Origin of the sequence: Dyella thiooxydans, from assembly GCF_001641285.1 — a bacterium.
Lineage (GTDB): Bacteria > Pseudomonadota > Gammaproteobacteria > Xanthomonadales > Rhodanobacteraceae > Dyella_A > Dyella_A thiooxydans.
The window spans coordinates 2,507,000-2,521,188 of record NZ_CP014841.1; the positions used below are offsets into that span (position 1 = coordinate 2,507,000).

At 68.3% G+C, this 14,189-nt stretch carries 12 protein-coding genes and 1 tRNA gene; 8 read left to right on the forward strand and 5 right to left on the reverse strand.

The genetic code is table 11. The features are described from left to right. Positions 1 to 24: 24 nt before the first annotated feature. The 3 genes from metF (at position 25) to ATSB10_RS11420 (ending at position 2,489) form a co-directional block, all read left to right on the forward strand. A complete protein-coding gene (metF, locus tag ATSB10_RS11410; RefSeq protein ID WP_063672940.1) occupies positions 25 to 849 on the forward strand; it encodes a methylenetetrahydrofolate reductase [NAD(P)H] in 825 nt (274 codons plus the stop codon). Between the two features lie 31 nt (positions 850 to 880). Beyond that, on the forward strand, positions 881 to 1,507 hold the full coding sequence (locus ATSB10_RS11415) for a DUF4124 domain-containing protein (protein WP_083966191.1): 627 nt from the start codon (positions 881 to 883) through the stop codon (positions 1,505 to 1,507). 64 nt (positions 1,508 to 1,571) lie between these two features. After that, positions 1,572 to 2,489 (forward strand): branched-chain amino acid transaminase, encoded by a 918-nt coding sequence (locus tag ATSB10_RS11420; RefSeq protein WP_017462975.1) that lies wholly within the window; start codon positions 1,572 to 1,574, stop codon positions 2,487 to 2,489. Between the two features lie 76 nt (positions 2,490 to 2,565). On the opposite strand, the gene ATSB10_RS11425 is transcribed toward ATSB10_RS11420, so the two are convergent. From ATSB10_RS11425 to ATSB10_RS11445, 5 genes are all read right to left on the reverse strand, one after another. After that, positions 2,566 to 3,849, reverse strand: coding sequence for a sensor histidine kinase (locus tag ATSB10_RS11425; RefSeq protein ID WP_063672941.1), 1,284 nt, complete (start codon positions 3,847 to 3,849; stop codon positions 2,566 to 2,568). Continuing rightward, complete coding sequence (locus ATSB10_RS11430) at positions 3,833 to 4,519, reverse strand: response regulator transcription factor (protein WP_017462973.1); 687 nt, start codon at positions 4,517 to 4,519, stop codon at positions 3,833 to 3,835. Before ATSB10_RS11430 ends, ATSB10_RS11425 begins: the two co-directional genes overlap by 17 nt. Before the next feature lie 290 nt (positions 4,520 to 4,809). Continuing rightward, positions 4,810 to 5,688 carry a 30S ribosomal protein S6--L-glutamate ligase gene (rimK, locus tag ATSB10_RS11435; RefSeq protein ID WP_063672942.1) on the reverse strand — a complete coding sequence of 293 codons (879 nt, stop codon included), beginning with the start codon at positions 5,686 to 5,688 and terminating at the stop codon, positions 4,810 to 4,812. Further along, the gene (locus ATSB10_RS11440) at positions 5,685 to 6,137 is read right to left on the reverse strand and encodes an ATP-dependent zinc protease family protein (RefSeq protein ID WP_063672943.1); all 453 of its coding nucleotides are present in this window, start codon (positions 6,135 to 6,137) and stop codon (positions 5,685 to 5,687) included. Before ATSB10_RS11440 ends, rimK begins: the two co-directional genes overlap by 4 nt. Before the next feature lie 48 nt (positions 6,138 to 6,185). After that, positions 6,186 to 6,259: transfer RNA gene (locus ATSB10_RS11445), tRNA-Gly, on the reverse strand. Between the two features lie 225 nt (positions 6,260 to 6,484). Between ATSB10_RS11445 and ATSB10_RS11450 the strand changes: the two genes are divergently transcribed. The 5 genes from ATSB10_RS11450 to ATSB10_RS11470 all read left to right on the forward strand — a co-directional run bounded on the left by ATSB10_RS11450 (position 6,485) and on the right by ATSB10_RS11470 (position 14,186). Further along, positions 6,485 to 8,599, forward strand: a complete 2,115-nt coding sequence (locus tag ATSB10_RS11450) for a DUF6600 domain-containing protein (protein WP_063672944.1) — start codon at positions 6,485 to 6,487, stop codon at positions 8,597 to 8,599. A 114-nt stretch (positions 8,600 to 8,713) separates the two neighbouring features. Continuing rightward, positions 8,714 to 9,439 (forward strand): tRNA (guanosine(46)-N7)-methyltransferase TrmB, encoded by a 726-nt coding sequence (gene trmB / locus ATSB10_RS11455; RefSeq protein WP_063672945.1) that lies wholly within the window; start codon positions 8,714 to 8,716, stop codon positions 9,437 to 9,439. A 196-nt stretch (positions 9,440 to 9,635) separates the two neighbouring features. Beyond that, positions 9,636 to 11,453, forward strand: a complete 1,818-nt coding sequence (locus tag ATSB10_RS11460) for an SLC13 family permease (protein ID WP_063672946.1) — start codon at positions 9,636 to 9,638, stop codon at positions 11,451 to 11,453. Positions 11,454 to 11,830: 377 nt separating this feature from the next. Further along, positions 11,831 to 13,003, forward strand: a complete 1,173-nt coding sequence (locus ATSB10_RS11465) for an MraY family glycosyltransferase (protein ID WP_063672947.1) — start codon at positions 11,831 to 11,833, stop codon at positions 13,001 to 13,003. 85 nt (positions 13,004 to 13,088) lie between these two features. After that, positions 13,089 to 14,186: a helix-turn-helix domain-containing protein gene (locus ATSB10_RS11470; RefSeq protein ID WP_205631049.1), complete on the forward strand. Its 1,098-nt coding sequence runs from the start codon at positions 13,089 to 13,091 to the stop codon at positions 14,184 to 14,186. The last annotated feature ends 3 nt before the right edge of the window (positions 14,187 to 14,189 follow it).

Consider the following 14,189-nt stretch of genomic DNA (forward strand, 5'->3'; position numbering starts at 1 on the left):
AATCGCTCTGCTGGCCCTCAACTCATGCCCCCGATCAGTTTCGAGTTCTTCCCGCCCAAGACGGACGAGCAAAGGTCCCAACTGGACCGCACCGCCAGTCTGCTGAAGGCCCGGAGACCGGAGTACGCATCGGTGACCTTCGGCGCCGGCGGCTCGACGCTCAGTTACACCGGCGAGACGGTGGCCCGCCTGCATCGCGAGCACGGGCTGGAGGTGGCGCCGCATCTGTCCTGCATGGGCGGCACCCGGGCGGAGATCGCCGAGCTGCTGGACGGCTACCGTGCCGCCGGCTACCGCCGCATCGTGGCCCTGCGCGGCGACCTGCCCTCGGGCATGGCCTCTCCGGGCGACTTCCGCTACGCCGCCGAACTGGTGCGTTTCATCCGCGAGCACTCCGGTGACCATTTCCATGTCGAGGTGGCCGCGTATCCCGAGACGCACCCGCAGGCCGACGACGCCCTGGCCGACCTGCACCACTTCAAGGCCAAGGTGGAGGCCGGCGCCGACGGCGCGATCACCCAGTATTTCTTCAATGCCGACGCTTATTTCCGCTTCGTCGACGACGTGCGGCGGCTGGGCGTCGAGGTGCCGGTGGTGCCGGGCATCATGCCGATCGGCAACTTCAGCCAGCTCAAGCGCTTCTCCGACGCCTGCGGCGCGGAAATCCCGCGCTGGATCGTCAAGCGCATGCAGGCGCACGGGGACGATGCCGAGTCGGTCCGCCAGCTCGGCGCCGAGGTGGTGGCCCAGTTGTGCCGACGCCTGCTCGAAGGCGGTGCGCCGGGGCTGCACTTCTACACGCTGAACCGTGCCCGGCCGACACTCGCAATCCTGGACCAGTTGCACTGATCGCCTACGGCGGCGGCTCTATGCTGCCCTGATGCGCCTGCCGTCCTCCCTGGTCCTGCCGTTGCTGGCCCTTGGTGCCATTCCGGTCGCACACGCGCAGGGGGCGATCCACCGCTGCGTCGATCCGGCCGGGCACCCGGTGTTCACCGACCGTCGCTGCAGCACGCTGGATGCCACCCCGGTGCTGCCGGCCGCGACCGTCGCCGGCCCCGCCCAGCCACCCGCGCCGGACCGGGCGGAGCAGCTCTGTGCCGCCGATCCGGCGACGCTGCGGCGACAGGTGCTGGAAGCGTTCGCCCGGCACCAGCCCAACCGGCTGGCCGGCATGATGCTGTGGGACGACTACGGCGAGCGCGGCGCCGTCGACCAGATCCAGGCACTCGGCGCACTGGTCGCACGGCCCCTGCTGGACCTGCATGACGACGCCGATGGCAGCCGGACCGCGAGCGCGGGGCCGGCCCCCTCGATCTACGACCCCACCCGCCCGTTGCGTGAGCAGCTCGACGCCCCGGCCGCGAACGCGCCGCCGGCTGCCGCCGCGCCGGACCCGCAGGCGCTGATCGCGGTCACCGTCGGTGCCGACGGCGGCCCGCAGAGCACCCGTTTCGTGATCGAGCGGCGCGCCGGTTGCCTGTGGCTGCTGCCGCCGGCCGGATGACCTTCGTCCGGGGCGGCTGCCGGGGCGATCCGTTATCATGGGCGGTCCCCAACGGAGAACCGTCATGGCGCAGCAATACCCCGAATGGATCTGGCAGAACGGCGAGATCAAGCCGTGGAAGGACGCCACCACCCACGTGATGTCGCATGCCCTGCACTACGGCTCGTCGGTGTTCGAAGGCATCCGCAGCTATGCCACGCCCGACGGTGCCGCGATCTTCCGCCTGACGGACCACCTCAAGCGGCTGTACCAGTCCGCGCGCATCTACGACATGGAGCTGCCGTACTCCATGGACGAGCTGGCCCAGGCCTGCCGCGACATCGTCAAGAAGAACGGCCTCACCGCCGCTTACCTGCGCCCGGTGGCCTATCGCGGCCTGGGCGGCTTCGGGCTGTCCGCCGACACCCCGATCGACGTCGCCGTGGCCACCTGGCCGATGGGCCCCTACCTCGGGCCGGGGGCGCTGGAAAAGGGCATCAGCGCCTGCGTGTCCAGCTGGCAGCGCTTCGCGCCGAACACCATCCCGGCCGGCGCCAAGGCGGGCGGCAACTACCTCTCCGGCCAGCTGATCGCGCGCGAGGCGCGCCGACTCGGCTTCGGCGAGGGCATCGCAATGGCCTCCACCGGCCTGCTCAGCGAGGGCGCCGGCGAGAACCTGTTCCTGGTCTTCGACGGCGTGCTGCACACCACCCCGGCCAGCGCCTCGATCCTCACCGGCATCACCCGCGACACGCTCAAGGTGCTGGCCCGCGAGGAAGGCATCGAGGTGGTCGAGCGCGACCTCCCACGCGAGTACCTGTACCTGTGCGACGAGCTGCTGATGTGCGGCACCGCCGCCGAGATCACCCCGATCAACGCGGTCGACGGCAAGCAGATCGGCCACGGCACCGCCGGACCGGTCACCCGCCGGCTGCAGGAGCTGTACTTCGGCCTGTTCGACGGCCGCACCAACGACAAGTGGGGCTGGCTGGAGCCGGTCTGACCCTCGTCACGGCTCCGTGATGCGAAAACGCCCCGCGATGCGGGGCGTTTTCGTTGGTGGAGGGGCTGGCTGCGGATCAGCCGAAGACGAGACTGGCGATCGCACCGTTGCGGTCGCCACGCGGCCGCATCGCCACCTGCCAACCGTACAGTTCACACAGGCGGCGCACGATCGCCAGGCCCAGGCCGGCACCGCTTCCGCCGGCACCCTCGCCGCGCACCCCGCGCTGGAACAGCCGCTCGGCGTCCTCCGGCTTGATGCCCGGGCCGGTGTCGATCACCTCGATGCCGTTGGCGTCGACCTCCACCCGCACCTCGCCTTCCAGCGTGTATTTGATCGCATTGCCGATCAGGTTGGTCAGCGCCACCGCCAAGACGGAGGCCGGCGCGTTCACGCTGACCGGCGTGCGCACGTCCAGGTACACGGCGATCGGCTTGTCGCGGATCTGCGGACGCTGGCTCTCGATCACGTCGCCGGCGACCTTGGCCACGTCGGTGGTCTCGCCACGGGTCGGCCCGCGGCGCTCGGCGCGAGAGAGCAACAACAAGGCTTCGATCAGCTCGGTGGCCTGGCGCGAGGCGCGCTCGATGCGCTTGAGCCGCTCGGCCAGCTTGGGCGTGAGGTCGGGCGAGCCCTGCAGCAGTTCGGTGGTGCTGGCGATCACCGCCAGCGGCGTGCGCAGTTCGTGGCTGACGTCGGAATTGAATTCGCGGTCGCGCTCGACCATCGAGGTGAGCCGCGCGGCGTAGTCGTCCAGCGCCTGCGCCAGTTCACCCACCTCGTCGTCGGCAAACTCCGGCGCCAGCGGCTCGGCCTTGCCCAGCCGGCGGAACTCGCGCAGGCGTTGCGCCAGTTGGCTGACCGGCTTGAGCACCTTGCGCGACAGCCACAGGCCGATCGCCAGCGAGAGCAGGCCGAACAGGAACACGGCGCCGATGACGCTGAATAGGAGTTGCTGCTTGCCAAGCTCGTCGCGCGACACGTCGTAGCGCAGAAAGCTATAGATCCCGTCCTTGTGCTCGACCGCCAATTTGTAGCGGTGCAGCCGCCCATCGGCACCCTTCTCGGAGATGTCGTGCACGCCATTGGCCAGACTTTGCCATGCAAGAGGAGCCTTGTAGATGGTGCGATCGCTCCAGGTCCATGCCTCGACGATCCCGAACCTGGGTTGCTGGTCAGGGTGTTCGTGCACCTGCTGATTGAGGTTGTTCACCTCATCGATCAGCGTCGCAGTGACCAGCTGGTCCTCCACCCGCGAACGGATGTTCAGCGCGGCAAAAGCAAACAGCGCACTGAGGCCGAAACCGAACAGCGCGAAGGAGACGACGAGGCGGAACCGCAGCTTACGCCTGGACCGCATCCGGATCGACCATGCGATACCCGATGCCGTGGCGGGTGTGGATCAACGGCTTCTCGAACGGCTTGTCGATCGCCGCGCGCAGTCCATGGATGTGTACACGCAGCGAATCGCTGTCCGGGAGCTCCTCGCCCCACACCTTCTGCTCCAGATCCTGCCGGGTCACTACCGACGGGCTCGCTTCCATCAGCGCCTGCAGCAGCTTCAAGCCGATCGGGTTGAGCTGGATCGACTTGCCCTCGCGGTTCACCGTGAGCGTGTCGAGGTTGAAAGTGAGGTCGGCGACCTTCAGCACCCTGCTCTGCGGGCCCTTGCCGCGGCGCGCCAGCACTTCCAGCCGGGCGGCCAGTTCCTGCAGCGCGAAGGGCTTGGTCATGTAGTCGTCGGCGCCGGACTCGAAGCCGGTGAGCTTCTGCTCCAGCGCGTCGCGCGCCGTCAGCATCAGGATCGGCGTCTGCTTGTGCGCCTCGTGGCGCAGCTTCTTCGCGACTTCCAGGCCGTCCATGCCGGGCAGGGTCAGGTCGAGCACGATCACGTCGAAATCGTGCACCACCGCCAGGTGCAGGCCGGTCACGCCGTCGCCGGCGAAATCGACCACATGACCGCGGTCTTCCAGATAATCGCCGATGTTAGTCGCGATATCGCTGTTGTCTTCGATCACCAGTACGCGCATGCGGCACTCCAGGTAGCCGGTGTGCGGACCGGCCCATGGTCATCAAGCTTAACAAGCCGGCAGGCGTGTGGCGGAAGCCGCGCCGGCCGGAGGATAGGTCCGGTGCAAAGAAAAAGCCCGGATGACTGTCCACGCGGGATCAGCGCACCCGGGCCCAAGCTACTGCCCCGATACCGAATCTGCTGCCACCAGACCTTGAGGCTGAGACGCCAGACAGATTGCAGTGGACACGTTATAGGGGTGGAACGGTTAGGACGCGGTTAATCCTCCGAAGGAGCCCATGCCTTCATTCAGCGGACGCCATGGCGCTCGAGGTGCCGCACGATGTGCGCCGCCACGTCCACCCCGCTGGCGGACTCGATCCCCTCCAACCCCGGGGAGGCGTTCACCTCAAGCAACAACGGTCCACGGTTGGACCGCAGCAAGTCGACTCCGGCGACACCCAGCCCCAGCGCCTGGGCAGCCTTGACCGCTATCCGCTTTTCCTGCGCGCTCAGCGTGGCCTTGTTGGCGGTGCCGCCGCGATGCAAGTTGGCGCGGAATTCGCCAGCGCTGGCATCACGCTGCATAGCGGCCACCACCTTGTTGCCGACCACGAAGCAGCGCAGGTCGCTGCCGTTCGCCTCGGCGATGAACTCCTGCACCAGGAAGTTGGCGTACAGGCCGCGGAACGCCTCGATCACGCTCTGCGAGGCGCTGCGTTTCTCGGCCAGCACCACGCCGGTGCCCTGGCTACCCTCGTTGAGCTTGATCACGTGCGGCGGGTCGCCCAGCATCGCCAGCACGTCGTTGGTGTCGTCCGGGTTGTCGCCGAACACCGTGGCCGGCATCTGCAGGCCGTGCGAGGCGAGGATCTGCAGGCAGCGCAGCTTGTCGCGCGCGCGCAGCACCGCGTCGGACGGATTGGGCGTGTACACGCCCATCATCTCCAGCTGGCGCAGCACCGCGGTGCCGTAGAACGTGCTCTGCGTGCCGATGCGCGGGATCGCCGCGTCGATGTCGCGCAACGCCTTGCCCTTGTAGCGGATCGCCATGTTGCCCGGCGCGATGCGCACGTAGCAGCGCAACGGGTCGAGCACGCGCACCACGTGCCCGCGCTCGCGCGCCGCGTCGACCAGGCGCTGGGTCGAATACAGCCGCGCGTTGCGGGAGAGGATGGCAATCTTCATGGGGTATCCGTGACGGCGCGCTCCGCGCGCGGCTGGGTGTAGGAAAGCCGGGGATCCACCGCGAAGCGCCCGGCGATCGCCGTGCGCCCCAGCAGCATGGGAAACAGCATGTGGCGGCGATCGGTCAGGCTGATGTCAATCGGGTACACCTCCCCGGCCACGCTCACCAGGCTGCGGACGAACCAGCGCTCGCTGCGGTGCCCACCGGTATCGGTGACCACGCGGCGATCGGATGCCGCTGCCTCGGCCTGCCAGACGCGTACACGGCGGCGCCCACTGCTCACCTCGAAGCGCAGCCAGTCGGCGCCGTCACGCCGGAACACCTCGAGCGTGTCCACGTGCAGGGCGCTGGAGCGGGCACCGGTATCGAGCTTGGCCTTGAGTCCGATGATGCCGAGATCGGGCAACGCGACGCGCTCCCGCCAGCCGAGGGTGATCACAGCCGCCATGGTCAGCGCACGCGTCGGGAGGTAGGGGTCGGTTCGGGGGAGAGGGAGTGGAGCGGGTGAAGGGAATCGAACCCTCGTCAGTAGCTTGGGAAGCTACAGCTCTACCATTGAGCTACACCCGCGTCGGCGTCGGATGTTAACCGCCAACGCCAGCCGGGGGAAGGCGTCCGCGCCCAACGCCGGGTGAACCGGACATGGCAGCTGGCTGAACCGATGTCATCCCTCGGGTCCTCAGGCCCATGAAGTCGACGGTGGCCCACCCATAATGCCGACGAGCCGTCTTCACGATGGCTTGATCATCGCAACGATCCGGGCGATGCCGGATCGCCGGTCCCAAGGAGAGGTCCATGCGCCAGTCACGGTCCGACCGCCATGCCCCCATCGCCCGCTGGCGGATGCTTGCCATCCTCCCCGTCCTGTTCGCGCTGGGCGGGATCGCCCGCGCACAGACGACGGACACCGACCCACCCGATCGCGTCGCCCGCCTGTCCTACCTCGCCGGCGATATCGGCCTCCTGCCCAGCGGCGCACGGGACTGGAGCGACGCCTCGGTGAACCGTCCGCTGACCCGCGGCGACCGTCTGGCAGCCGGGGACAACGCACGGGCGGAACTGGAACTGGACCGAGCCGCGCTGCGCCTGGACCGCGACACCGACCTGGGCGTGCTTCGCCTGGACGATCAGGTGGCCCAGTTCGAACTGACCCGCGGTACCGTCAGCCTGTCGGTACGTGCGCTGGCACCCGGCGAGAGCTACGAGATCGACACGCCGCGGGTGGCGCTGGTCGTGGATCAACCGGGTACGTTCCGCGTCGACGTCGACGCACGCGACGGCGACACCGAGGTCACCGCCTTCGACGGCCAGGCCACGGTCTACGGCGCCGACCAGGCCATGCGCCGGCTGGTGGGCGGGCACACCTACCGCTTCGACGACAGCTCGCTGGCGCAGGTCGACGAATCCTACGCCGGCAGCCGGGACGCCTTCGATGTGTGGAGCGCGGACCGGAACCAGCGCTACGCGGACGCCCAGAGTGGCCGTTACGTCTCCGAACAGGTGATCGGCTACCAGGACCTGGACGATTACGGCCGCTGGCAGGACGACGACCAGTACGGCGAAGTCTGGTATCCCAGCGATGTCGACGCCGGCTGGGCACCCTACCGCTTCGGGCACTGGGCCTACGTGGCCCCGTGGGGCTGGACCTGGATCGACGACGCCCCCTGGGGCTTCGCGCCTTATCACTACGGCCGCTGGGTCTACGTGCGTGACCGCTGGGGCTGGATCCCGGGGCCGCGTGGCCTGCGTCCGATCTATGCCCCCGCACTGGTCGCCTTCGTCGGCGGCAGCGGCTGGAGTGCCTCGGTAGGCGCTGGCCCGCCGATCGGCTGGTTCCCGCTTGGACCGGGCGACTTCTACGACCCGTGGTATCCCGTCAGCCTTGGTTACTACCGTCGGCTGAACGGACACGACGGGCGCTGGGATCACGACCATCGCCGCGACCGCGATGGACACGACCGGCGCGAGGCCGACGAGCGCTACTTCAACGAGCGCTGGCGGCGCTATCACGAAGGCCGCGAGCCCGAGTTGCGATACAGCCGCGAGCGCCCTCCGCACGGCATCACCGCCATGTCGCGCGAGGCTTTCGCCGAGGCACGCCCCGTCCAGGCCCATCGACTGCACCTGGATGCAGCCGAAGCACGTCGTGCGACGATCCTGGGGGGTGCCAGCGGCCTGCCCCGGGCACGTCCCACGGCGGCGGGGAACCGCCGGGCACCGCCGCGCGCGGCCGAAACGGGCGGCTTCGCCCGACCCGTGGTGATGCACCGCGACGCCGAGCGGCAAGCCGGTGACCGGGTGTTCCGGGCCGGCATGCCACAGGCACGCCCGGCGGAGGTACCGGCCGAGCGCCGGATCGCCTCGCCGGCAGATGCATCGAGGTTGCCAGCGGCACGCGTGGCGCGCGGCCGGATCGACGCACCATCGGCACGCCCGGAAAACGAGCGTGAACTCCGCCCGGCAATGCTGCCTTCGGTACCCCGATTCGTGCAGGAGCCCGCGGCGCCACGACAGGAGCCGGTGGTCCGCCGCGAACCCTCGCTGCAGAACCGGCTGCAGGCGCGTGAGCTGCCGCCCCTGCCCCGCTTCGAGCAGGTGCGCCCGGCGATGACCGAAACACGCCGCGGGCCCGAAGCAGAGCCTCGCGTGGTGCGGCCGCCGGGCGTACGCCCCGCGAGTCTGCCCGCGCCGCCGCCGATGCAGCTGGAGCCCCGCCGACCCGCCATGAGCGAAGCGGCACCTGCCCCTCGCCGATTCGAGCCGGCACCGCGCGCCTACGCCCCCCCACGTCAGGCCGCACCCGCGCCCCGCCCGGCGCCAAGCCCGCATACCGCGCAGCAGAACCGGCCGTCAGCACCTGTCCGTCAGGAGCGCGAAAACCCGGGCGCGGAGCGCTTCAAGCACCGCTGAGACCGCACGCGGGAACGGACGGCGATACAATCGACGTTTCGACAAACCATCGACCCGCCAACTGGCGGGTCGGTCAGCGCGCCGGCCGCAGCGGCCGCCCGACCCGGATCATCCATGAGCGACGACTCCCACCCCGACGACGCCCCGGCGGGCGCCGACCACGAGACGCATCTGCGTCGCATCCGCAGCTTCGTGCTGCGCGAGGGCCGCATGACCCCAGCCCAGCAGCGCGCCTTCGACGCGCACTGGTCGCGCTTCGGCCTGGACTACCGCGGCGAACCGCGCGATTTCGCGGCCACTTTCGGGCGACAGGCGCCGCGAGTGCTGGAAATCGGCTTCGGCAACGGCGAGGCATTGGCCTGGGCCAGTGAACACGACGCCGACCGCGACTTCATCGGCGTGGAAGTGCATGGCCCGGGCGTGGGCCGGCTGATGAATGCCCTGGCCGCGCGCGACGCGCGCAACGTACGCATCTACAAGCACGACGCGGTCGAGGTGTTGGAGCATGAAGTGGCGCCCGGCGCGCTCTCCGAGGTGCGCATCTGGTTCCCCGACCCTTGGCACAAGAAGCGCCACAACAAGCGGCGCATTGTGCAACCGGACTTCGTCGCCCTGCTCGCCTCGCGCATGGCGCCGGACGGCCTGCTGCACCTGGCCACCGACTGGCAGCCCTACGCGGAACACATGCTCGAGGTGATGGAGGCGGCGCCCGACTGGCGCAACGCGGTCGCCCCCGGCAGCTATGCCGAGAAGCCCGACTGGCGCATCGAGACCCACTTCGAGCGCCGCGGCCTGAGGCTCGGCCACGGCGTCTGGGACCTGCTCTACCGCCGCCGTTGAAGACGGCTTCGACGAAAGGATTCACCAGCCGTCACGCATGCCCGCATATACTGCGCTCCAAGAGAGGGACGGGGCGCCGCGTGAGGCTTACTTCGCACCACCGCATGCAGTCGTGCGGCCTGGCCCGGTGTGCTGACGGCGTGCGATTCCCAACCCGGCGAGACCTTCCCCCTTGGGCCTGACCCTCACTCCCGAAATGATCCTGGTGATGGCCCTGGTGGCCTTCACCATGATCATGCTGGTGCTGGAGTGGATCCGCGCCGACATGGTCGCCCTGCTGGTGGTGGTGGTGATCGGCCTGACCGGACTGATTCCGTCCGACCGCGTGTTCAACGGCTTCGCCGGCAACGCGGTGATCGCCATCATCGCGATCATGATCATGGGCGCGGGGCTGGACCGCGCTGGCGTGCTCTCGCTCACCGCCAACTTCGTGATGCGCATGGCGCGCGGCATGGAATCGCGCCTCGGCGTGGTGATCAACTCGGTCACCAGCCTGTTCAGCGCGGTGATCCCCAGCCAGGCGCTGGCCGCGCTGATGATCCCGGTGATCAGCCGCCTGTCCGCGCGCACCGGCGTGCCGATCTCGCGGCTGCTGCTGCCGATGGCGTTCTGCATCCTCACCGCCACCAACACCACGCTGATCGCCAACTCGCCGCTGATCATCCTCAATGACCTGATCGCCAGCGCCAACAACAACCTGCCGCCCGGGGCACACACCATCCCCAAGTTCGGCCTGTTCAGCGTGACCCCGATCGGTCTGGCGCTCGCCGTGCTGGGCGTGATGTTCTTCTACTTCTTCACCCGCAAGCTGCTCCCCGACCGCGAGGACGACCGCCTCAAAGTCACCCCCGGACGTACCGAGAGCTACTTCGCCGACACCTACGGCATCGTCGGCGACACCGCCGAACTCACCGTAACCGCGGAAAGCCCGCTGGTCGGCATGAGCATCGGCGAAGTGGAGCAGCTGCGCGAGGCGCCGCTGATCCTGGCGATCAAGAGCGGCAACGATTCGCGCATGGCACCGCCGGTGGACCAGGTGATCTGGGTCGGCTCGGTGCTTGGCGTACTCGGACCTCGGGAGCAGCTGGCGCAGTTCGCCAACAACCAGCTGTGCCGCCTGTCGCCGCGCATGCGTCAGCTGGGCGAGCTGTTCAACCCGACCCGCGCGGGCATCTCCGAGGCGGTGATCCCGCCGAGCTCGCGCTTCATCAAGCAGACCATCGGGGCGCTGCGACTGCGCAAGCGCTACGGCATCTCGGTGCTCGCGGTACACCGCGGCGACCAGGTGCTGCGCGACGACGTGCGCAGCATCAGCCTGCGCCCCGGCGACACCCTGGTGCTGCACTCGAGCTGGCGCGAGCTGGCCCAGGCCACCGAGGACAAGGACCTGGTGGTGGTCACCGACATCCCCAAGGAGGAACAGCGCCCCGGCAAGATCTGGCACGCGGTGGGTTTTTTCCTGCTGGCCAAGGGCCTGGCGCTGTTCACCAACCTCGACCTGTCGGTGGCGATGATGACCGGCGCCATCGGCATGCTGCTCACCGGCGTGCTCAACATGGACGAGGCCTACAAGGCGATCAACTGGAAGACGATCTTCGTCACCGCCTGCCTGATCCCGCTGGGCTGGTCGATGGATGCCACCGGCACTGCCGCCTGGCTGGCACAGGAGGTGCTGGTCTATCTCGGCCACGCCGCGCCCTGGGTCCTGCAGCTGGCGCTGGCCATCCTCACCCTGCTGTTCTCGCAGGTGATGTCCAACGTCGGTGCCACCGTCATGATGGTGCCGATCGCGATCAGTGTCGCCGTGGCCACCGGCGGCAATCCGTCGGCCTACGCGCTGATCGTCGCGGTGTCCTCGTCCAACACCTTCCTGATCAGCTCCGGCCACCCGGCGCTGATGATGGTCGCCGGCCCCGGCGGCTACCGCGGCAAGGACTTCCTGCGTGTGGGCGTACCGCTGACCCTGGCGGTGCTGCTGGTGACCATGGTGATGATCAATCTGATGTTCCACTGAGCCAGGGGCACCAGAGCACAGCGGCGGAGGACCGACCGGCGCCGCCCATAGCAGCCCGGTCGAGCGGGCATCTCCAGCCTATCCGCAGCGCACGCGATCCATCCGGCGCAGCCCGACCACGCGGCGAAATCTGCATGCCCGCCATCCCCGCCCGGGAAACGTCCTCCGTGCGGTGACCTGTGTCCCGGCCATTGACGCGAAATGCACCCGACGGTCATCGCGGGGAGGCCACGCTCGCTACAAGTTCCGGCTTCCATGGAACCAAAAGCAAGGGGCCTACCTTCGATTTACCTGGTTGCCGCAAGGCAACCAGGAGGCCGTGCAGTCCTGACCCACCATCAGCCCGGCATTGCTTCCGCCACCAGGACGCAACGGCAATGCTGCATTTGAGAGTTCTCGCGTCCTGCGCGACCGCGCTGCTGTTCTGCGCGGCGACGCTCGCGCTGGTTTACGGCCATGCGCCGGCGCTCGGCCTGATCGATCACCCCGACGGGCGCAAGAAGCACCTCGGCCATATTCCCCTGATCGGCGGCATAGCGGTCTTCACCGGCGTGCTCTGCGGGGCATGCGTTGCCGGACAGGCCGATATGCTCACCTGCGTCATCCTCGGCACGACGGCCATACTTGCGCTTACCGGAGTGCTGGACGACCGCTTCGAACTCGGCGTCCTGACGCGCCTGCTTGTCCAGGCTGCGGCGGTGCTGACGGTGATTGGCTTCACCGGCCTGCATATCCACACGCTCGGCCGAGTATTCGGCGTCGAGCTGGAACTCGGCGTACTGGGCATTCCACTGACGCTGCTAGCGGTGATCGGCCTGCTCAACGCGTTCAACATGATGGATGGCATCGACGGACTCGCCGGAATGCTGGCGATCACCTCCACAGGGGCGATCGTCTACTTCCTCGGACTCTCGATGTGGTCGAGTATCGGCTTGCTGCTGTTACTGAGTGCCGCGCTGCTGCCCTACCTGGCCGCGAATCTCGGGCTGGTCGGGCGCAAAGTGTTCCTCGGTGATGCAGGCAGCGTCGTGCTGGGCTACCTGCTGGCCTGGACGCTGATCCGCCTCAGTCAGCAGGCCCATCCGCAACTCTCCACGGTGGATGTCCTGTGGTGCGTAGCGCTGCCCGTCCTAGATACCCTCGCCGTGATGATCCGCCGCCTCGGCGAGCATCGATCACCGTTCAAGCCGGATCGCGGACACATTCATCACCTGCTGCTTGATGCGGGCATCGGGCCAGGCATTTCGCTCGCGCTGTTGATCGGTCTGGCGATCGTGTTCGTCTGCTTCGGTGCGCAGACCAGCCGACTGAATCCCGGGAGCAACCTGTTGGCGTTCGGGGCGCTCTCCGTGATCTACATCGCGGCGCACGGAGGAATCTACCGGCGGCAACGCACGCGGCGGGTCACGGCGAGCACCGGTATCGCACACGTCGTGGGCACTGTCGGCCTGATCCTGCCACGCGCGCGCGCCCTGAAGGCCAGGCCGGGATACCCCCTGAAGCCCCGCACGGCGGCCACTTCCCGGCGGCCACCGGCGCCGCTGTTGTGATGCTGATGGACTCGTGGCGCGTGTGCACTCCCCAAGAGGATCCGATGAACGCATCGGCAGGTGCCGCGCATGACAGGGAGACGCCATGGCCGCCGTCGGCGAGGCCATCGGGATCGGTGCATACCGGGGAGAAGGGTGTCCGGGCGGCCGCATGTTGAAACTGACGAGGAGGGAACGCATGGCGCTCGAAACGCAAGTCGAGTCGAATCATGGCGATACTGAATCCGCCCGTCACGCCCGGCTGATATTGCTGCTCGCGGCCGGACATACCTGGGCAGATATCCGCGCGCGGCTCGGTTGCAGTGACAGCTATATCGCACGGTGGAGCAAGCGTTTCGCCGCCGAGCGCCTGGCCGGACTCTACACACGCCACGCCGGTCGGGGGCGATACAAGGTCACCGACAAGCTGGAGCGTCGCGTGCTCGATCAGACGACCCAGCGCACGCCCGCAGACGGCTCGCGCTACTGGTCGTCTCGCAAGCTGGCTGCTGAACTGGGCGGTGCCATTTCGTACATGACGGTTACCCGCATCTGGGCGAAACACGGAATCAAGCCGCACCGGCTCAAGAGCCTGCTGGCGCCAACCGGGCCCGACTTCAACGCAAGCGCCGCCGACATCGTCGGACTGTATCTGGACCGCACCCAGCACGCCGCGATCTTCTGCAGGGTAGACCATGGTGCCGCTCACAAACGGTCCGAATCGGTGGACCTGCCCCCCTGCAAGGGTCGCCCCGGCATGCCCGCACTTTGCCGGGCCCTGACGGGACGCCCGGGGGAGGTGGCCGGGACAGCACGATCCAAACGCCCGGCAGCCGCCGAACTAACGGCCTTCCTTGTCGCGGTAGTCGCCCACGTTGCCGACGGCAAGGAGACTCACATCATCACCGACCGAGCCGGGGCGGGCAGGTCCCATCGCTTGGCCAGCCTGCTCGCCGCACGTCCCGAACTGCACCTGCACCTCACCTATACCTTTGCATCGTGGATCGCCCAGGTGGACTGCACCCTGGGGAAAATCGAGCTCGCCTTTATCGCATTCAACCCGGCCCACCATGCTCCCAAACTGAAGAACACGATCATGCGCGCGATCCGGCGCTGCAATCAGCGTTCCGTCCCGCTGAAATGGAGCCATCTCGACCAGGCATGCTGGGCCGGCGGCCTGTGCGATCCCGATGCCGCACGCTGATCG

Bases quoted from the DNA above. Each gene is read 5' to 3' on its own strand.
- ATSB10_RS11465 (WP_063672947.1), top strand. From the start codon at position 11,831: ATGCTGCATTTGAGAGTTCTCGCGTCCTGCGCGACCGCGCTGCTGTTC.
- ATSB10_RS11425 (WP_063672941.1), bottom strand. From the start codon at position 3,849: ATGCGGTCCAGGCGTAAGCTGCGGTTCCGCCTCGTCGTCTCCTTCGCG.
- metF (WP_063672940.1), top strand. From the start codon at position 25: ATGCCCCCGATCAGTTTCGAGTTCTTCCCGCCCAAGACGGACGAGCAA.
- ATSB10_RS11470 (WP_205631049.1), top strand. From the start codon at position 13,089: ATGGCCGCCGTCGGCGAGGCCATCGGGATCGGTGCATACCGGGGAGAA.
- ATSB10_RS11415 (WP_083966191.1), top strand. From the start codon at position 881: ATGCGCCTGCCGTCCTCCCTGGTCCTGCCGTTGCTGGCCCTTGGTGCC.
- ATSB10_RS11460 (WP_063672946.1), top strand. From the start codon at position 9,636: ATGATCCTGGTGATGGCCCTGGTGGCCTTCACCATGATCATGCTGGTG.
- ATSB10_RS11440 (WP_063672943.1), bottom strand. From the start codon at position 6,137: ATGGCGGCTGTGATCACCCTCGGCTGGCGGGAGCGCGTCGCGTTGCCC.
- trmB (WP_063672945.1), top strand. From the start codon at position 8,714: ATGAGCGACGACTCCCACCCCGACGACGCCCCGGCGGGCGCCGACCAC.
- rimK (WP_063672942.1), bottom strand. From the start codon at position 5,688: ATGAAGATTGCCATCCTCTCCCGCAACGCGCGGCTGTATTCGACCCAG.
- ATSB10_RS11430 (WP_017462973.1), bottom strand. From the start codon at position 4,519: ATGCGCGTACTGGTGATCGAAGACAACAGCGATATCGCGACTAACATC.
- ATSB10_RS11420 (WP_017462975.1), top strand. From the start codon at position 1,572: ATGGCGCAGCAATACCCCGAATGGATCTGGCAGAACGGCGAGATCAAG.
- ATSB10_RS11450 (WP_063672944.1), top strand. From the start codon at position 6,485: ATGCGCCAGTCACGGTCCGACCGCCATGCCCCCATCGCCCGCTGGCGG.